Consider the following 19,040-nt stretch of genomic DNA (forward strand, 5'->3'; position numbering starts at 1 on the left):
CCTAAAGTTGTGAAACAAATTCTTTAATTCGGTGTGCGGCGTCAATGGTTTCCTCAAGGCTTCCCACTAACGCTACGCGCACACGATCTTTGCCAGGGTTAATAGACTGATGTTCTCTTGCTAATACGCTTCCAGGTAATACCTGTACGTGATATTTAGCAAACAGTTGCTGCGTAAAGAGGACGTCATCAATGGGTGTTTTTATCCAATAATAAAAACTGGCCTCAGGTTTTTCTAAGGCAATACTGCTGTTTACAATATCATAAAAAATAGTTAATTTTTCTCGGTATAAACGCCGATTTTCGATAACATGTTCTTCATCCTGCCAAGCCAGTTCGCTGACTTTTTGAATAGCAGGGTTCATGGCGCTCCCATGGTAGGTTCGGTACAGTAAAAATGATTTAAGGATATTAGCATCACCTGCTGCAAAGGCGGAACGCATGCCAGGAATATTTGATCTCTTGGATAAGCTACTCATGACGATTAATCTATCAAAATGGTGCCTTCCTAGCATTTGACAGGCCGTCAGGGCTCCTATTGGTGGGTTGGTTTCATCGGGATAAATTTCTGTGTAACATTCATCGCTAATAATGGTGAAGTGATATTGATCGGACAGTTTAAATAACGCTTGCCATTGCTCGAGAGTCATAACCTTCCCAGTGGGATTGCCTGGGGAACACACAAATAGCGCGGCGGTTTGTTTTAAAATTGCCGGATCAATTTGTGAGTAATCGATCTCATGATGAATGGAATTAGAATTAACAAAATAAGGTGTCGCCCCCGCTAACAGTGCAGCACCTTCATAGATTTGATAAAACGGATTAGGGCAAATAACATATTGCTTCGTTGCCTCGGTGTTGACTAGCACTTGAATGATTGAAAACAAGGCCTCACGACTCCCAAGGGTGGGGATGATTTGAGAATTTATGTCGAGCTGGTCTACCTTAAAGCGTTTGCTAATCCACTGGCTAATACTGACTCGTAATTGTTCATGGCCGAGTGTGGTGGGGTAGTAAGCCAGTGCTGATGCTTCTCTTTGCCATGCCTCTTTAATAAATTGCGGAGTAGGATGGCGGGGTTCCCCCACCGACAAGGCAATAAAGGGTAGTGTGGTGTTCCCTGCGATCCCTTTCATTAAGCCTCGCAGGCGTTCAAATGGGTAGGGTTGCAATAAGTCTAAACGAGGGTTCATGTTTAACCAAAGGTGTGTGTTAAAGGTGTTTCTTGACTGAATGCCAGGGGTGGAATAGTGACTTTGGGTATCCAGCCTTCTTTTGTGTGCTCTACCACCACATGAGTATAAATGCCCCCACGCACGTACCATCTGGCTAAAAGTCTCATAAACCGTGGTTGGCAAGTATTGACCAAGTCTGACAAGATCTTATTTGTGACCGCCTCATGAAAGGCTCCTTCATTTCTATAGGACCACATGTATAATTTAAGGCTCTTTAACTCTACGTTCTTTTGGTCAGGTACATAATCTAAAGTAAACCAGGCGAAATCAGGTTGCCCTGTTTTGGGACATAAACAAGTAAACTCAGGGATTTCCATGTGAATCAGATAATCTCTTTCTGGAGACGGGTTAACAAAAGTGTCTAATTGTTTACTTGGTTCGTTTGCCATAGTTGTTGTCCTATACGCGGGATAAGGTAAAATCACTATTTTAAACCCCTTTTTTAGTGGCTGGCGTTAAATTGCATTTAAAACATATAAAATTAGCAGGATTTAAGTCTTTTGCAGAACCAACACAGATTCCCGTTCCCGGTCAATTGGTTGGTATTGTAGGACCCAATGGCTGCGGAAAATCTAATGTTATTGATGCCGTTCGATGGGTGCTTGGGGAGTCACAAGCAAAACAGCTACGTGGTGAAACTCTGCAAGATGTGATTTTTGGTGGGACGACTAATCGTAAACCTCAAGGCCGGGCCAGCGTAGAGCTGGTTTTTGATAACGCGGATGGCCGAGCGCCAGGGCAATGGTCACAGTATGCCGAAATTTCTGTAAGGCGTGTTCTCGCTCGCGATGGGGTATCCAATTATTACATCAATAACACCCATGTGAGACGCAAGGATGTACAGGACGTATTTATGGGAACCGGTCTTGGGCCTAGGGCATACGCTATTATTGAGCAAGGGATGATTTCGCGTATTGTTGAATCAAAACCTGAGGAAATAAGAGTTTTTCTGGAAGAGGCGGCAGGGATTTCACGCTATAAAGAGCGCCGCCGTGAAACCGAGCTGCGTTTAAACGATGCAAGAGGTCATTTATCTCGTACAGCAGATATTTCAAGAGAGTTAGACAATCAGATTGGAAAGCTCGAGGGGCAGGCGGTTGTTGCGGAAAAATATAAAGGCTTGCAATCTGAGCTATCAAACTTACAAAACTTATTACTTTACGCCAGAAAAAGAGATGCTGAAAATACCCGACAGAGAGCTCTAAGAGAGCTGGAAAAAGTTCAGAACGAATTAGATGAACGAATTGCTAATTTAAGAGAAACAGAGAAACGTCTTGAGCTCATCCGGCAAGAGCATCATGACACATCTGACTCCGTAAATGTTGCCCAAGGTCACGTCTTTCAGGCCAATAGTGATGTGTCGCGTATTGAGAGTGAGCTCAATGTGTTACGTAATGAGAAAAAACGTTTAGAGGCGGAAATAGCTCGCCTTAATCAAGAGATTAATGAGTCCAAGCAACGCTTGCACAGCGATGAACAATCATTACAACAGCACCAAGGAGAGCTTGCTAAGGCCAAGGAACTCACTGAGTTAGCTTTCGCCAGAGTAAGGGATGCTCAAACGCAGTTACCGCAGGCAGAACAGCAAGCCAAGCAAGCCAGACAAGCTTTGAACATGGTTCGTGAAGAGCAAGTTAAAACAGAGAGTCAATTAACTAAGGCGCGATCAGACTACAACGCCGGCATGCGTTTGTTGCAGCAGTACGAGGAGCGTCAACAGCGATTAGATAAAGAACGTACCTCTTTAACAGCTCCGGACTCATCAGAACTCAATCGTTTGCGTTCAGAAGTACGTGAGAGAGAGGTGAAGCTGAGTATCTTAAGCGTTACGGTGAGTTCCTTAGATCTGAGGGTTAAGCGTTGCGAAACGCTGGTTCGTTCCGCCAATGTGGTACTCCAGCAACATCAAAAACAGATTGCAAACATTGATGCACAGTTAAAAGCATTAATTGGACTACAACAAAAAATTGCCACCTCTACGAATGCCAATGAATTAGTCAAAGCGCATGGTTTAGATCAATTACCCTTGCTGTGGCAATTGCTTGATGTGAAGCCAGATTTTGAAACAGCGCTTGAAGCGGTATTAAAGCACCGTCTGCGTGCGTTGGAGGTCAAGGATTTTAATCCGGTGATTGACTGGGGAGAGAATCGTCTGCCCCTAGGTTTTAGTTTATTCAAGGCTTCGGCGCGACCCTATGAGTCTGCCGTCATACAAAATGAGCTTTGGGGTACCCGACTTATTACGGCGGTGACTGCTAAATCGCAGTCCCTTCAAGGTTTACTAAGGCAATGGTTAGATGACGTATACGTCGTTGAGTCCTTAACAGAAGCTATTCTTTTAATGGAAAGCCTACCTCAAGACGTCATATTGGTGACTGTGCAAGGTCATTGCGTCACGCATTCTACCGTGGAATTTTTTGCCCCTCAGATTGAGGTTCATGGAGCGATTACTAGAGCCCGTGAGATTGAGGAGTTGCTCGCAGAAAAAGAACGTTTACTGGTTGTGAGTGTGAGGGTTGAGAAGGAGGCCTTGCTTGCCGAAGAGACATTGGTGGAGGTAAAAAATCAGCTCACTCAACGCAGTGAGAGTTTACGTTATGAAAGTAATAAATTGCGAAACTTAGAAGTGGAAAGTTCGCGTTTACAGGCTGAACAGCTGCGCTTTGAACAACGTCAGCAACAGTTGCAAGTAGAGTTAAATGAGATTGCCATCAAGCACGCCGAGGAAAACACTTTATTGAATCGTTATACCGCCGACATTAAAGCTTTTGAAGATGGCTTACAAGGCGTAAAAAAACAGTTTTTTGATTTAGATGCCGCGGCAAAGAATGCGGATCAAAGTCTTGAAATGTGTCGCAAAGCACTTCAAGCTGCCACTGGGGCTGAACGGGAATCTACTTATTTATTCAAGACGGCTCAATCAAAGATTGAGATGATTAATCATAATCATCAGGCTGTGATTGACAGTTTACGTTATAAAGAGCCTCGTTTGCAGGAGTTGCAACAACACCTTGATACCATTTCTATAGAGCAAACAGAGGCCAGCCTGCAGCAAGCATTGCAGGTTAGAGAGCAAGTTGATATTACATTAAAACAGGCGCGTATTGATTTGGATAATTGTGCTGCGCTAATGCGTGACACTGAAGAAAATCGATTACGTTTAGAGCAGCAACTAGACCCCTTAAGAGAAAAATTAAGTGATTTGCGTTTAAAGGAACAAGAAGCTCGTCTTGGTGTAGAGCAAGCCCATTTGATCTTGGCGGAAAATAATGCGGATGAGACAGTGTTAGCGGCCCAGTTAGAAAAGGGGGTTAAAACTTCCACTCTGCAAGCTGATATCACTAAGGTTCAGAAGGATATCGAAGCCCTAGGACCAGTTAACTTGGCGGCTTTGGTTGAATTAGAATCTTCACGAGAGAGAAAAACATATCTTGATTCTCAGCAGGCCGATTTACAAGAGGCTGTTGAGACACTAGAAAACGCCATGAAAAAAATTGATCGTGACACCAGAGAGCAGTTAAACGCGACCTTTAACCAAGTGAATGAAAGTTTTAGTACTTTGTTTCCATCTTTGTTTGCTGGTGGCTATGCACGAATTGAAATGACTGGAGATGAGATTTTGGATGCGGGAATTCAAATAATAGCTCAACCCCCTGGTAAAAAAACCACTTCAATACATTTGTTATCAGGTGGTGAGAAGGCCTTAACTGCTTTAGCTTTAGTCTTTTCATTATTTCAACTTAATCCTGCTCCATTTTGTATACTTGATGAAGTGGATGCGCCATTAGATGACGCCAATACTGAGCGGTTTGTGAAGCTGGTGACTAAAATGTCTGAGTTTACTCAGTTTTTGTTTATTACTCATAATAAAATTGCCATGGAAATGGCTCAACAGTTAGTGGGTATCACCATGGCTGAGTCGGGAGTATCGAGAATGGTAGCCGTTGATGTGGACGAGGCTATACGTTTAACTGAAACACTTTCAGTTTGATTAATAAGGGATAAGAATGACCAGTTTACAAATATATCTAATTATTATGGGAGTTGTGCTGGTTATTGTCTTTCTCTTTATAGGTCGCGTGCAAGCCTATCGTTATAAAAAAACAATCATTAACGATGAACCAAAAGCTGCGCCTGTTAGCTCGAGATCCTTTGAGGGAGATGATGAACCACTTATCAGGTTGGCAGGTCATGAGAGGGAGACCCAAGCCAGTCATCTCAAGAAGGGTGACACTCCTATTTCGTTAAAGCAAGTTGAAGAGGTTAACTCTAAATTTGAGTGGTCTGTGTTGTTTTCTGCTGAGGAGGATCTCCAGTACAGACCACTTGTACAAGCTATTCAATCTATTAAGGGTTTATACGGCAGTGTAAACTGGCAAGTTTATGAAACAGATTCTGAGAGTTGGGTTGATCTAGAAAAGTTTGATTCATCACAAACCTATCGATATCTCAGAGTGATCATGCCTGTATCAAGTCGCTCTGGACCTTTAACAGAAACCAGATGGCAAGAGGTCATAGCTAGCCTAACCTTGTTTGCTACAGGGCTTCATCTAACCATCCGCTCCCATCGTGAGAAAGAGCTATTTGAGCGGGCCAAAACAATTGAAGAGTTTTGTGCCAAGGTGGACATCATGATAGGGCTTAATATTTTGTTCGGTGAAAAGACAACTGTATCGATGAGCGGTGTGAAAAATTTTCTTCTTGAAAAAGGGCTATCGCTTGAAGATGATGGACTTTTTCATGCGTTTAATGCTTCTTCTCAGGCGCTCTATACCTTAGGAGATAAAGATCTAAAACCCATTCTGGATATCGAGACTGATCCGAACTTGTTAAAAGGGCTCACATTTATTATTGATGTTCCGCAAATTAGGGATGTTGCAGAAGCTATTACTGATGCCTTTACCTGCGCGAATGAATTGGTTGCAAATTTCGGCGGCATAGTCGTGGACGATAATCTCAAGCCCTTAGGAATAAAGCAAATTGAACGTATCAAAAAACAGATGGATAAAATTCACCTCGAGATGAATGAGTTCGGTATCACTCCAGGTGAGGCTGTAGCTAAAAAGCTTTTTTCAATGTAATGACAGATTTAATTGCCAAGAGAATACAGGAGCTCAAAGAGCTTATTGATCGGTATAACTATCAATACTACGCCCTTGATCAACCTTCTGTTACGGATGCGGAATTTGATTTGTTATTTAAAGAATTATTGGATCTTGAGCAATATTATCCCCAGTATGTAACAACCGATTCTCCCACTCAAAGATTGGGAGCGGCTCCCAAGGAGGGATTCATTGAAGTCCCACATCGGCTACCCATGTTGTCACTCAATAATGGGTTTTCTGAAGAAGATATCATTCACTTTGATCGTCGCATTAGGGAAGCTCTACAAGTCAACGAAGTTGAGTATGTCTGTGAGCCAAAATTTGATGGTCTTGCGGTAAATCTAGTTTATGAAAACGGACTTTTTATACAGGGAAGTACGAGAGGCGACGGCGCGAGGGGAGAGGATGTGACGCTTAACTTGAAAACAGTTCGTTCCATCCCATTAAGATTATATGGTAAAGAGGCTCCCCCTCTTTTGGAGGTACGCGGTGAAGTACTGATGTTGAAGAAAGACTTTGAGCAATTGAATCGCAATCAGCAAAGGTCTGGAGAAAAGTTGTTTGCTAATCCACGCAATGCAGCAGCAGGGAGCTTGCGCCAACTAGATCCCTCGCTGACAGCACAACGTAAGTTATCTTTTTTTGCCTACGGTTTAGGTGTGGCTCAAGGAGTGGGCGATTTCAGCTCACATTCATCACTAATGGATTGGTTGATTTCCCTTCATTTTCCAGTTGCTGATATCCGAAAAACAGTATTAGGAGTATCAGGATTATTAGATTATTTCAAAACGATAAACACATTACGTCCCTCTTTGCCTTACCAAATTGATGGAGTGGTTTATAAAGTGAATGATCTCATGCTTCAACAACAGCTAGGTTTTGTCTCGAGAGCCCCACGATTTGCTATTGCTCATAAGTTTCCAGCGGAAGAGGCTGTGACGGAAGTATTGGCTATTGATGTCCAAGTTGGAAGAACTGGTGCGCTCACTCCTGTGGCTCGGTTAAAACCTGTTTTTGTGGGTGGGGTTACCGTTACAAACGCTACTTTGCATAATGAAGATGAGCTAAAAAGAAAAGATGTACGGGTGGGGGACAGTGTCTGGGTCAGGCGAGCGGGCGATGTGATTCCGGAAGTGGTGAAGGTAATGTTGGATAAGCGCTCCCCATTATCTTTACCATTCACTATGCCAACAGGTTGCCCGGTATGTGGCAGCCATGTATATCGTCTACAAGATGAAGCGACTTTACGTTGTTCTGGAGGGCTATATTGCCCTGCCCAAAGAAAACAGGCTTTAGTTCATTTTTGTCATCGCCGCGCTATGAATATTGAAGGGCTTGGAGATAAACGTGTTGAACAATTTGTTGAGTTAGGTTTATTAAATACTCCTGCAGATATTTATGAGCTCTCAAATGATCAATTAATGCAACTACCTCTTTTTGGACAGAAATCTATTGATAACTTGTTGTCGGCAATTGAGCGCAGTAAGAATACAACATTTCCTCGGTTTGTTTTTGCTTTAGGTATTCGTAATGTGGGCGAGACCACGGCCAAAGATCTGGCGACTCATTTTGGTACAATAGATCAATTAATGAAAGCTTCGCAAGAGGAGTTGCTGGCAGTAAGAGATGTGGGGCCTGTTATTGCAGAGTCTATTCATGATTTTTTTGCAGAAGAGCATAATAGTGAAGTCATTAATAAGTTACTCCAAGCGGGGATTTATTGGCCAAAGATTGAACCCATACAACATCTTCCTTTTGCGGGGAAAGTGTTTGTATTAACGGGGACACTTCCTCATTTAAGCCGTGATGAAGCCAGGCTTAAAATTGAACAAGTGGGCGGGAAGGTTGCCAGCAGTGTGTCTACTAAAACACATTTTGTCGTGGCAGGTAGTGAGGCAGGAAGTAAATTAGATCGTGCTCATGAATTAGGTATTACCATACTCAATGAGCAAGAATTGATAGAGTTAATTGGATTAGGATAATTAATTAAATGAAACCCATTAGAAAAGCCGTGTTCCCTGTGGCAGGATTAGGTAGTCGTTTTTTGCCTGCAACCAAAGCCAGTCCTAAAGAAATGCTCCCCATAGTGGATAAGCCGTTAATTCAATATGCAGCCGAGGAAGCAGTGGCTGCGGGCATAACTGAGCTGATCTTTGTTACGGGTCGTGGAAAAAGAGCGATCGAGGATCATTTTGATAAGGCTTATGAGTTGGAGGCAGAGCTTGAGCAAAGAGGAAAAACGACACTTTTAGAAAACATAAGAGGTTTACTTCCTAAAAATGTCAGCTGTGTGTATGTAAGGCAACCAGAGGCCTTAGGCTTAGGGCATGCTATTTTGTGTGCAGAATCCTTGGTGGGTGATGAGCCTTTTGCGATTTTATTGGCCGATGACTTGATTGATTCCAAGAAGCCTGTTTTAAGGCAAATGGTTGACTTATATAATCAAACGGGTTCCTCGGTGCTGGGTGTTCAACAGGTGGCGCGAGAGGAAACAAAACAGTATGGTATTGTGGCTACTCAAGAAAAAAATACGTTGCAAAAAATTATCCAAATTGTAGAAAAACCTGAGCCTGACAAAGCTCCATCAACTCTTGGCGTTGTTGGTCGATATTTGCTGACCCCTGAAATTTTTGATTATTTAAGACAAGTTCAACCAGGTAGCGGTGGTGAGATACAGCTCACCGATGGTATTGCTAGTTTGCTAAAAGATCAGGATGTTTTGGCGCTCCCCTTCGAAGGTATCCGTTATGACTGTGGTAGTAAATTAGGGTATTTAAAAGCCACAATAGCCTTTGGAGTGAGACACCATGAAGTTGGGCAGCAATTTCTGAAATGGTTGAAACAGCACGAAGGGTCCTATGGCAATTAGACCAGTGTTGAGGATGGGACATCCCATCTTAAAAGAAATTGCAAAACCAGTGGAAAACGTAGACGATCCTTTTCTGCTCTCATTATTGACAGATATGTTTGACACCATGGCTCACTTAGATGGTGCGGGATTAGCAGCACCTCAAATTGGCGTGAGTTTGCGTGTAGTTATCTTTGGTGTAAAACATAATTCGCGCTATCCAGATGTTGAGGAGGTACCGATGACTGTCCTCATTAATCCTACTATTACTCCTTTGTCTGTAGAGATGAATGAGGATTGGGAGGGTTGTCTTTCTGTCCCTGGCTTAAGAGGTCGAGTACCACGTTACAGCCATTTGCGTTATCAAGGCATGAACGAAAGAGGTGAGGTGATTGATCGAACTGTTTCAGGCTTTCATGCACGGGTTGTTCAACATGAATGTGACCACTTGGATGGTGTTCTCTATCCCATGAGAATACGCGACTTTAATACTTTTGGTTTTTCTCAAGAACTCGGAATAGATACTCCAGACGATTGATTTTAAATAATTTTTGAAATACGTTTAGTATCCTCTTGCATTCTATAAAAAAATGGGTAAAATTCCCATGTATAGCTAACGCGAAAAGGGGAGCAATCATGAAGTTCTGCGCAGATCGAAAATGGGTGGTCACAGCTGTGATGTTATTGACGATTGGTTTGGCTTCCTGTGGCGGAGGCGGTGGGGGAGGAACAACCACCAGTAGCTCTGCAACGCCTACAGCTTTGCAGTCCACAGCAAGTGTTTCCAACGGTACTGTTACAGCTCTGGGTAGTGTCTTTGTTAATGGCCATGAGTTTGATACCAATTCTGCCAATTTTGTGGATGCAGATACGGGAATTCTTGGTAATTCATCAAACAGCGCTCTAGCAACAAGCGGTTTACTCTCCCCTGAAGTGGGTATGACCGTAGCAGTAAATTCTGCCACCAACAGTACTAATGCACTTCCAGTAGCGAAAGAGGTCAGAATTGCGCCATTGGTTAGGGGCTATGTGGATGCAAGTGATCTGACTGCTGGCACCATTACTGTCATGGGGCAGAGTGTTCAAGTGACTTCCAGTACAGCCTTTGTGGATAAACGAGCTTGCGTCTCCACTAATACCTGCAGTCCAACGGTTATTACAGGACAATCTAATCTAGTTTCCACCAGTGGCACAACAAATGGTTCCTATGTGATTGTCTATGGTTACTCCTATGCTGTATCTGGAACTTCCCAGGTTCAAATTGTAGCCACGATGGTTAGCGCTTGGGATGAGACCAATCCTATTTTTACGCAGGCGTTTGTTACGGATAATCAGACTTCCACAGAGTTATATCCATTTAAGGTGTCAGGTATAGTGACGGTATCCACCACTAGCAATGGCACCACTTATACAATTGGTGGGGAAACACTTAATTTATCCACATCAAGTTCCACGCCGATTTGTACACTCAACGGCACCCAAGGTAGTTGCTCGTTTATTACAAACGGCAGTTTCGTATCGGCCCGGGGGCTTGTTGCGCCAAGTACTAATGTATTTTTACCTAATGTGGTGAATGCTTCGAGTGGCGCGAATTCCCTTAATCCTGGAGGGGCCACATTACAAGTTAGTCAAACAGTAGAAATTGAAGGAACCGTATCCTCTGTCTCGGGAAGCACCTTTGTGGTTCGTGGTGTAACGGTTGATGGTAGCGCTCTGAGTGTTCAGCTTCCAGTGGTGGGTTCAAAAGTGGAATTAACTGGTACTGTACAAACCAACGGAACGATTCTTGCTAATTCAATACAGTCGGATATCTCCTCTTCTCTATCAAGGACAATCTACACAGCACCTATTACCATCTCTGGTATCACTCAAGGCGCCAATGCATCAACAAACTGTTCGAGTTCATTGCCTGCCTACACAATAAGCCTATTGGGTCAATCAATGATTGTGGATTGCAATACAGAGATCGCTGATAGAACGGCTACTCAGTTTTCCGCCTTTAATATCAACAACTTTAATACTTACCTCAGTCAATTAACAATAACCCCTGTATACGTAGTTGTCTCCACTTATGTTGATGCCTCCTCTAATCGCCGTGTCAATAGTTTTAATGTAATTAAAGCACCCCTTTCAGGTTTTGTCAGCGTCTCTGGTCTCGCGACTTCTGGAGCCGTAGGTGGAGTGATCACACCATTCACCGTACAGGGCATCACTATTAATTATTCCCAAACTAATTTGACTGTCAACGTTGGCGACTATGTTACCGCTGTGGGGGCCTTGAATAGCGCAAACTCAACAACTATTGATACTACTGTGACTAGTGGGGTGTTGACGGTCATTCCACAAACCACGTTACTGAGTAACGCCCTTAATCATTTGGGCGAACACAGTGACAACGGAGGTGGGAATTTAGGGTTTAGAGGGTTTGATAACTAATAATCAGGAAAGCCTAACAGCACCCAAGATAAAGAATACCTTGGGTGCTGTTACGTTAACGCATCAATTAATTCTTGGCGAATAGTGTCTCGGATATCAAGTCGTTCTAAACCTTTATCATCAAGAATGAAAATATCTTCAACTCTCTCTCCAAGGGTATTTATACGAGCACTTTTTAAACTAATTTGGTGCTCTACCAATACTCGGGCAATTCTATACAGTAGTCCAGGTCTATCACCCGCCACGATGGTTAAGGATCGATCTTGATTTCGCTCTCTCTCGCCAAAATGAACCATCACTGTGATGGGGAAATGTTGTAGATGTCTTGAAATTCGAGAATTAAGAACCGCCTCAAGGGGGCTTTGTTGTTCAAGTCTTTGTTGCAATTCTTCTTCGATACGTTTAATCACATTACGATAATGATCGTTTTCTGCGCTGCGATGAACTATCTGAAAGGTATCTAGTGCATAGCCATTGAGGGCAGTATGAATCTTTGCCTCCTGAATGGTATAGGCTATTTTTTCAAAATAACCGCAGATTCGAGCGAACAATGCCGTTTGATCTGGAGCGTAGATGAGTACTTGGATTCCTTCACCCAAGGGCGACAAGCGAGCCTTAACAACGGATCTTTTAACCTCTATGACCCCTTGAAGAGATCTGGCTTGCCAAGTGATTTCTTTCTCGTCATAGCGTTGAAAGTAGTGAGAGTCTACGATTTGCCAGAGTTTGATTTGATTTGGGTTAGTTAAACCATAATGCTTTAATGTGTATTCAACTTTTTTCTTTTTATCTTCAATTTCCGTATCAATATCCGTTTGATGCCCTGAAAAATAGCGCTCAGTTAATCGATAAAGATCTTCAAGTAATTTTGCTTTCCAAGCATTCCATACTTTGGGACTCGTCCCCCTGACATCAGCTACGGTGAGAAGATATAAAGCCGTGAGGTGTCTTTTATCTTGTGTTCTGTAGGCAAATTTTTCTATGACTTCAGGATCTGATAAATCTTGTTTTTGTGCTACCGAAGACATGCGTAAATGATTTTCCACCAACCATGTAACCAAATCAGTATCTGGCTTAGACAAGCAATGGGTGTTGCAAAAGGCTTGAGCATCCACACACCCTAAGGTTGAATGATCCCCACCGCGGCCCTTAGCAATGTCATGAAATAGTGCGGCGATATAAAGGAGATCAACTCTGTCAAATTGACGCATTAAGATCGAACAAAAGGGAAATTCATGATCATACTGCGGGACTGCAAAGCGTCTTAAATTTGTTAATACACGAAGAATGTGCTCATCGACGGTATAAACATGAAATAAATCATGCTGCATTTGCCCTTCAATTTTGCCAAATGAAGGGATATATCTGCCCAAAATGCCGAAATAATTCATGCGCTTTAATACCTCGGCTGTCCTTAAGGGCTGCCGCAGAATTTCCATAAACAGGGCTTGATTGTCAGGATTAGCACGAAATGAATGATTGATTAATTTTTGTGCACGCCACAAATCCCTAATGACGCTGGGTGTAAAACCCCGCAGTTTTGGATATTTTTGAAGCATCAAAAAACCCTCAAAAATATATTGAGGTTTTAGGCTAAAAAGATTCTCAGGAATAGTTCCTAGTAAATCATTCTGGCGAATAAAATGTGTGGATAAAGTCTGTTGTTGGCTAAATCCTTGTGTATGGGTGATGTGTGTTTTGACCTGTTCAATGATAATGGTGTTGATGATTAATACAGATTTTGCAATTTGATAGTATTGTTGCATCATCAACTCACTGGCACGACGATTGTCTTTATCTTTAAATCCGAGCTCCTCTGCTAGGGGGTTTTGATAATCAAAAAGCAATCTATCTTCACGTCTTTTAGTAAGATAATGAAGTCGTATTCTTAGGTTAGCAAGATATTTAATTAACGTTTTTATTTTTTTTATTTCTGGTTCAAATAAAATTCCAGCTTTAATTAGATCTTGCCAAGTGTTGCCATAGCCCGCCCCCCATGATAACCAAATAATAGAATGTAAATCTCTTATCCCTCCAGGGCTTTCTTTAATGTGAGGTTCTAAATTAAAGGCTGTATCATTATATTTGTGGTGTCTATCTTGTTGTTCTTTAATTTTGTCAGCAATAAATTGTTTTAAATCTAAGGTGGTAAACAAACTGTTTTGCAATTGTATGATGTGTTTTATTTGTCCGCATACCAAGCGTGAGTCAATAAGGGTAGTGGCAATTGTAATATCCAGTTGAGCCACCATTAGACATTCTTTTATTGTCCGCACGCTGTGCCCAACCTCAAGACCAATATCCCAAAACAAACTAATAAGTGATTCGATCTTTTCGGAATCCTCTTGATTTAAATTGTTTTCAATCAATAGAAGTAAATCAATATCCGAGAAAGGGAATAATTCAGCACGACCATATCCCCCAACTGCTACTAGGCTCATTTCACCAGTAAAATGATAGGCTTGCCAGATCTGTTTTAAGACCTTGTCGACAACTTCTGTCCATCTTTTCAATAGTGAATGAGGATTAGGATTTAAATAATACTGTTCTTTTAAGGATTCTTTTTGCCTAGCAAGGTGTTGTCTAATTTCTTTTACGTCAATATTTGTCATAGTGTGGGGGGTGGTGGACATCCTGCAGAGTGGGTTAATACCTCATAACCTGTATCAGTGACTAAAACAGTGTGTTCCCATTGCGCCGAGAGACTGTGGTCAGCCGTGACAATTGTCCATCCGTCAGCCAACTGTCTGATGTCTTTTTTACCTGCATTAATCATAGGTTCAATGGTAAAAATCATACCTGGTCGGAGTTTTAATCCTGAGCCTTTTCTGCCATAGTGTAAAACTTGAGGATCCTCATGAAATTCTTTACCGATACCATGACCACAAAACTCCCTGACTACACTAAACCCAGCATTTTCAGCATAGGTTTGAATGGCCGCCCCAATGTCACCTAAAAAAGCATCGGGTTTCACTTGTTCAATACCAATCCACATGGACTCAAAAGTCACTTGACATAAACGCTGTGCTTGCACGCTCCCTTCACCCACAATAAACATTCGGCTTGTGTCTCCGTGAAAGCCATCTTTGATAACGGTAATATCAAGGTTAACAATATCGCCATTTTTTAAGACTTTAGTACCTGGGATGCCATGGCAAACCTGATGGTTAACGGAGGTACAAATGGATTTTGGATAAGGAGAGTATCCCGGGGGGCAATAGTTCAAGGGGGCGGGAATGGTATGCTGTACGTCGACCATATAGTCATGGCATAGCCGATCAAGTTCTCCTGTTGATACCCCCGCTTTCACAAAAGGGCTAATATAATCAAGCACTTCGCTAGCTAGTTGGCCAGCAATGCGCATTGCCGCTATTTCTTCATTGTTTTTAATATGTATTGTCATGGGGTTACCGGTTATAAATTTCCAATGATTATAGCATTTTAGTGGCTATTTCTTGAAAGCAACCCCTGAAAGTGCTAAAATAAAGGGCTTTTGTTAATACATACATATTGGTGTATTACTTAAAAAAACGATGGGCTTAAACTATTAGCTCAATTTTAACGACTCATGCCGACAACATGTTAGGGTGCTTTTTTGGAAAAGTAAATTGGTCGGCAGAGGCTCAACCCTTACGCTAAGGAGTGTTTTATGTCAGTAACAATGCGTCAAATGTTAGAAGCAGGTGTTCATTTTGGGCATCAAACCCGTTTTTGGAATCCAAAAATGGCCCCGTATATTTTTGGTCATCGCAATAAAATTCATATTATCAATCTTGAAAAAACTCTGCCTATGTATCAAGAGGCAATGAAGTTTGTTCGGCAAATAGCAAGTAATAAAGGGACTGTTTTGTTTGTTGGGACAAAGCGTCAGGCTAGAGAGATTGTTCGTGAGGAAGCTTTGCGGAGTAATTCTCCGTTTGTTGATCATCGTTGGTTGGGTGGGATGTTAACTAACTTTAAAACTGTTAAACAGTCCATTAAACGTTTGAACGAGTTAACAACCATGACGACAGATGGAACGTTGGACAAGTTGCCTAAAAAAGAAGCTTTAAATTATCAGCGAGAGCTTGAGAAGCTTGAGCGCAGTTTGGGTGGGTTTAAGGATATGCAAGGCGTTCCTGACGCGATGTTTGTGATTGATGTGGGTTATCAAAAAAACGCTATTGTTGAAGCTCGTAAATTAGGGATTCCTATTATTGGTGTGGTTGATACTAATAACTCAGTAGAAGGTGTGGATTACGTTATTCCTGGTAATGATGATTCAACCCGTGCTATCCGTCTTTATGCTCGTGGTGTGGCTGATGCCATTTTAGAAGGTCGCGCACAAAGTATTTCTGAATTGATTAAAGGTGAAGAATACGAGGAAGTCGTTGAGCCTGCACAAGAGTAAGTTATTGTTTTAATTGAGAGAAGTTTAAGGAGTTTAAAATGGCGGAAATTACCGCAAGTTTAGTGAAAGAGCTGCGTGAATTAACGGGGCTTGGCATGATGGAGTGTAAAAAAGCGCTTACAGAGGCTGATGGTGATATTAAAGCTGCTGAAGACCTGCTGAGGATTCGTAGTGGTGCTAAAGCCAGTAAAGCGGCTGGTCGTGTTACAGCCGAAGGGGTGGTGGCAACCTACTTAAATAGCCAGGGAAACCTCGGTGTTATGGTTGAAGTGAATTGCGAGACGGATTTTGTTGGTAAAAACGATGATTTCGTGTCCTTTGCTAAAGCGGCTGCAGAGTGCGTGGCTCATGCCGATGTGATTGATGTTGAGCAATTAAGCCAGTGTAAAACCTCGTCGGGAGAGATCCTTGAGGAAGCCAGGAAAGCGTTGGTAATGAAGTTGGGTGAAAACATTACCATTCGTCGCTTTGTGAGGTTTAATGCAACCGGTCGTTTAGCACAGTACCTTCATGGGTCAAAAATCGGAGTGATGATTGATGTGGAAGGGGGTGATGATGCCTTAGGTAAAGATTTGGCTATGCATATTGCGGCCAGTAAGCCTATTTGTGTATCAAAAGAACAAGTGCCTGCAGAAGTGCTTGATAAAGAGCGTGAAATTTATACGGCGCAAGCTGCTGAATCTGGTAAACCAGCTGAAATCGTCGCTAAAATGGTGGACGGTAGAATTGCTAAATACTTAGCTGAAGTTACGCTGCTGGGTCAACCTTTCGTGAAAGATCCTGACCAGACGGTTGAAAAACTCTTGACTGTTAAAAAAGCAAAAGTTCATGCCTTTACTATGTATGTGGTGGGTGAGGGGATTGAGAAGAAGAGCGAAGATTTTGCGGCTGAAGTAGCTGCCGCAGCAGGGGCGGCAATAGCCTAATCTTATGATGCAACCCGTTTACAAACGTATCTTAGTCAAGTTGTCAGGGGAAGCCCTGATGGGTTCTGATGCGTACGGGATTAATCGCGCCACGATCGACCGTATTGTGGCGCAACTCGCTGAGGTTCAACAACTCGGTGTTCAATTGGCTATAGTCATTGGCGGTGGCAATATTTTCCGTGGCGTTGCTTTAGGTGCGGAAGGGATGGACCGTGCAACTGCAGATTATATGGGGATGTTGGCTACGGTTATGAACGCCCTCGCTCTACAAGATGCCATGAAACGAGTTGGTTTGGTTAGCCGAGTTCAGTCTGCTTTACATGTGGATCAAGTTGCAGAGCCCTATATTAGAGGCAAAGCTTTACGTTATCTTGAAGATGGCCGTGTAGTGATTTTTGCGGCAGGCACGGGAAATCCTTTTTTCACCACAGACACTGCGGCCGCATTACGTGGCATGGAAATGAATGTTGATGTAGTTCTCAAGGCCACTAAAGTGGATGGTATTTACACTGCCGATCCGATTAAGGACTCTCAAGCTAAGCGATATGATTTCTTAACTTTTGAAGAGGCTATAGTCAATAACTTGCAAGTAATGGATGCTACGGCATTAACTTTATGTCGTGATCAAAATATGCCCTTGTGTGTGTTTAGCATATTTAAGGAAGGCGCACTAAAACGTATTATTATGGGTGAGCCTGAGGGAACATTTGTTAGGAATTAATTGGAGCCAGTCGAATGATTGCTGACGTAAAAAAAACAGCCGAACAAAAAATGGCTAAATCCATTGAAACATTGAAATTAGATTTGTCAAAAGTGAGAACTGGACGTGCTCATGCGGGTTTGCTCGATCATGTCATGGTGGACTACTACGGTACCCCCACAGCGGTGAACCAAGTAGCGAATGTTAATTTGATTGATGCAAGAACAATTGGCGTTTCTCCTTACGAAAAGCATTTACTGTCAGCCATCGAAAAAGCAATACGGGATGCTGATTTGGGGTTAAACCCAGCTAGTCAGGGTGACTTGATTCGAGTGCCGATGCCCGCTTTGACGGAGGAAAGACGTAGGGATTTAACCAAAGTTGTTAAGTCTGAGGCTGAAAATGCTAGAGTTGCAGTGAGAAATATTCGTCGTGACGCAATCAGTCAATTAAAAGATTTGCTTAAGTCCAAATCAATTTCTGAGGACGATGATCGTCGAGCTCAGGATGACATACAAAAAATAACCGATAAATTTATTGCAGAAATTGATAAATTGTTGACTGTCAAAGAATCGGAATTAATGGCGGTATAAATTTTATTTCACCTGAGGATTTGCCATGAGTCACATCAATAGCTCTACCCTAGCAATTCCTGAGGTTGGATCAATTCCAAGGCATGTGGCTGTGATCATGGATGGTAACGGTCGTTGGGCTCGAAATAAATTATTGCCAAGAATCATGGGCCATCGGCGTGGTGTCGATTCTCTCAGGACTCTGGTTAAGTCCGCCATGGATATGGGTATTTCTTATATTACTCTTTTTGCTTTTAGTAGCGAGAATTGGCGACGTCCCTCCGATGAAGTCTCCATGTTAATGCAGCTCTTTTTAACGGTATTAAAAAAGGAAATTACTCGCTTACACCGCCATAACATCCGTTTAAAAGTGATTGGTGACGTATCTCAGTTTGATGCAACTCTTCAAGAGGTGATTCGAGCTTCTGTACAATTAACGCAACACAACACTCAGTTAACCCTTACTATTGCCGCGAATTACGGTGGTCGTTGGGATGTATTGCAAGCTGTCAATGCACTACTGCAATCAAAACCCCATATGAAAAACGAGGCGATTACAGAAAGTGATTTACTTCCCTTTTTGTCAACGAGTGATATTCCTGAACCCGATTTGTTTATTCGTACAGGGGGGGAGAAACGAATGAGTAATTTTTTATTGTGGCAATTGGCTTATACCGAGCTTTATTTCACTGATACCCTATGGCCTGACTTTAACGAATCGAGTCTAAGAGAAGCGGTACTGTCTTATCAATTAAGAGAAAGACGATTCGGTAGAACCAGTGAACAAGTGATCCATTCAAACTGGCCTAGTGTGTCTACGGCTTTATAA

At 42.4% G+C, this 19,040-nt stretch carries 15 protein-coding genes; 11 read left to right on the forward strand and 4 right to left on the reverse strand.

The genetic code is table 11. From position 1 onward, the window contains the following. Window position 1 precedes the first annotated feature (1 nt). Both dapC and queF read right to left on the reverse strand, forming a co-directional pair. Window positions 2-1,192, reverse strand: a complete 1,191-nt coding sequence (gene dapC, locus FERRO_RS04390; RefSeq protein ID WP_056929622.1) for a succinyldiaminopimelate transaminase — start codon at window positions 1,190-1,192, stop codon at window positions 2-4. A 2-nt stretch (window positions 1,193-1,194) separates the two neighbouring features. Continuing rightward, window positions 1,195-1,623 (reverse strand): preQ(1) synthase, encoded by a 429-nt coding sequence (gene queF / locus FERRO_RS04395; protein ID WP_056929623.1) that lies wholly within the window; start codon window positions 1,621-1,623, stop codon window positions 1,195-1,197. Window positions 1,624-1,694: 71 nt separating this feature from the next. Between queF and smc the strand changes: the two genes are divergently transcribed. The 6 genes from smc to FERRO_RS04425 all read left to right on the forward strand — a co-directional run bounded on the left by smc (window position 1,695) and on the right by FERRO_RS04425 (window position 11,623). Then, window positions 1,695-5,225 (forward strand): chromosome segregation protein SMC, encoded by a 3,531-nt coding sequence (gene smc / locus FERRO_RS04400; protein WP_160318099.1) that lies wholly within the window; start codon window positions 1,695-1,697, stop codon window positions 5,223-5,225. Window positions 5,226-5,241: 16 nt separating this feature from the next. Beyond that, a complete protein-coding gene (locus FERRO_RS04405; protein ID WP_056929625.1) occupies window positions 5,242-6,315 on the forward strand; it encodes a cell division protein ZipA C-terminal FtsZ-binding domain-containing protein in 1,074 nt (357 codons plus the stop codon). Next, entirely contained in the window at window positions 6,315-8,321 is a 2,007-nt protein-coding gene (ligA, locus tag FERRO_RS04410) for an NAD-dependent DNA ligase LigA (RefSeq protein ID WP_056929626.1), read from the forward strand. The genes FERRO_RS04405 and ligA overlap by 1 nt, the downstream gene beginning before the upstream one ends. 8 nt (window positions 8,322-8,329) lie before the next feature. After that, window positions 8,330-9,208 carry a UTP--glucose-1-phosphate uridylyltransferase GalU gene (gene galU, locus FERRO_RS04415; RefSeq protein WP_056929627.1) on the forward strand — a complete coding sequence of 293 codons (879 nt, stop codon included), beginning with the start codon at window positions 8,330-8,332 and terminating at the stop codon, window positions 9,206-9,208. After that, a complete protein-coding gene (def, locus tag FERRO_RS04420) occupies window positions 9,198-9,725 on the forward strand; it encodes a peptide deformylase (RefSeq protein WP_056929628.1) in 528 nt (175 codons plus the stop codon). The genes galU and def overlap by 11 nt, the downstream gene beginning before the upstream one ends. 98 nt (window positions 9,726-9,823) lie before the next feature. Continuing rightward, complete coding sequence (locus FERRO_RS04425; protein ID WP_056929629.1) at window positions 9,824-11,623, forward strand: DUF5666 domain-containing protein; 1,800 nt, start codon at window positions 9,824-9,826, stop codon at window positions 11,621-11,623. Window positions 11,624-11,673: 50 nt separating this feature from the next. Here the strand turns inward: FERRO_RS04425 and FERRO_RS04430 are convergent, their stop codons facing one another. Together FERRO_RS04430 and map are read right to left on the reverse strand one after the other, a co-directional pair. Continuing rightward, window positions 11,674-14,235 (reverse strand): [protein-PII] uridylyltransferase, encoded by a 2,562-nt coding sequence (locus tag FERRO_RS04430; protein WP_160318100.1) that lies wholly within the window; start codon window positions 14,233-14,235, stop codon window positions 11,674-11,676. Beyond that, window positions 14,232-15,026: a type I methionyl aminopeptidase gene (gene map / locus FERRO_RS04435; RefSeq protein ID WP_056929631.1), complete on the reverse strand. Its 795-nt coding sequence runs from the start codon at window positions 15,024-15,026 to the stop codon at window positions 14,232-14,234. The genes FERRO_RS04430 and map overlap by 4 nt, the downstream gene beginning before the upstream one ends. 246 nt (window positions 15,027-15,272) lie before the next feature. Between map and rpsB the strand changes: the two genes are divergently transcribed. Genes rpsB through FERRO_RS04460 form a run of 5 tightly spaced genes read left to right on the forward strand, consistent with a single transcriptional unit; the run spans window position 15,273 to window position 19,040 of the window. Next, window positions 15,273-16,013 carry a 30S ribosomal protein S2 gene (gene rpsB / locus FERRO_RS04440; protein WP_056929632.1) on the forward strand — a complete coding sequence of 247 codons (741 nt, stop codon included), beginning with the start codon at window positions 15,273-15,275 and terminating at the stop codon, window positions 16,011-16,013. 38 nt (window positions 16,014-16,051) lie between these two features. Continuing rightward, entirely contained in the window at window positions 16,052-16,939 is an 888-nt protein-coding gene (gene tsf, locus FERRO_RS04445; protein WP_056929633.1) for a translation elongation factor Ts, read from the forward strand. 4 nt (window positions 16,940-16,943) lie between these two features. After that, window positions 16,944-17,660 (forward strand): UMP kinase, encoded by a 717-nt coding sequence (gene pyrH / locus FERRO_RS04450; protein ID WP_056929634.1) that lies wholly within the window; start codon window positions 16,944-16,946, stop codon window positions 17,658-17,660. Between the two features lie 14 nt (window positions 17,661-17,674). Continuing rightward, the gene (gene frr / locus FERRO_RS04455; protein WP_056929635.1) at window positions 17,675-18,232 is read left to right on the forward strand and encodes a ribosome recycling factor; all 558 of its coding nucleotides are present in this window, start codon (window positions 17,675-17,677) and stop codon (window positions 18,230-18,232) included. 25 nt (window positions 18,233-18,257) lie between these two features. Next, the gene (locus FERRO_RS04460) at window positions 18,258-19,040 is read left to right on the forward strand and encodes an isoprenyl transferase (protein ID WP_056929636.1); all 783 of its coding nucleotides are present in this window, start codon (window positions 18,258-18,260) and stop codon (window positions 19,038-19,040) included.

The organism is Ferrovum sp. JA12 (assembly GCF_001431705.1).
GTDB lineage: Bacteria > Pseudomonadota > Gammaproteobacteria > Burkholderiales > Ferrovaceae > PN-J185.

Bases quoted from the DNA above. Each gene is read 5' to 3' on its own strand.
- FERRO_RS04430 (WP_160318100.1), bottom strand. From the start codon at position 14,235: ATGACAAATATTGACGTAAAAGAAATTAGACAACACCTTGCTAGGCAA.
- map (WP_056929631.1), bottom strand. From the start codon at position 15,026: ATGACAATACATATTAAAAACAATGAAGAAATAGCGGCAATGCGCATT.
- frr (WP_056929635.1), top strand. From the start codon at position 17,675: ATGATTGCTGACGTAAAAAAAACAGCCGAACAAAAAATGGCTAAATCC.
- FERRO_RS04425 (WP_056929629.1), top strand. From the start codon at position 9,824: ATGAAGTTCTGCGCAGATCGAAAATGGGTGGTCACAGCTGTGATGTTA.
- FERRO_RS04460 (WP_056929636.1), top strand. From the start codon at position 18,258: ATGAGTCACATCAATAGCTCTACCCTAGCAATTCCTGAGGTTGGATCA.
- rpsB (WP_056929632.1), top strand. From the start codon at position 15,273: ATGTCAGTAACAATGCGTCAAATGTTAGAAGCAGGTGTTCATTTTGGG.
- dapC (WP_056929622.1), bottom strand. From the start codon at position 1,192: ATGAACCCTCGTTTAGACTTATTGCAACCCTACCCATTTGAACGCCTG.
- ligA (WP_056929626.1), top strand. From the start codon at position 6,315: ATGACAGATTTAATTGCCAAGAGAATACAGGAGCTCAAAGAGCTTATT.
- pyrH (WP_056929634.1), top strand. From the start codon at position 16,944: ATGATGCAACCCGTTTACAAACGTATCTTAGTCAAGTTGTCAGGGGAA.
- tsf (WP_056929633.1), top strand. From the start codon at position 16,052: ATGGCGGAAATTACCGCAAGTTTAGTGAAAGAGCTGCGTGAATTAACG.
- galU (WP_056929627.1), top strand. From the start codon at position 8,330: ATGAAACCCATTAGAAAAGCCGTGTTCCCTGTGGCAGGATTAGGTAGT.
- FERRO_RS04405 (WP_056929625.1), top strand. From the start codon at position 5,242: ATGACCAGTTTACAAATATATCTAATTATTATGGGAGTTGTGCTGGTT.
- queF (WP_056929623.1), bottom strand. From the start codon at position 1,623: ATGGCAAACGAACCAAGTAAACAATTAGACACTTTTGTTAACCCGTCT.
- def (WP_056929628.1), top strand. From the start codon at position 9,198: ATGGCAATTAGACCAGTGTTGAGGATGGGACATCCCATCTTAAAAGAA.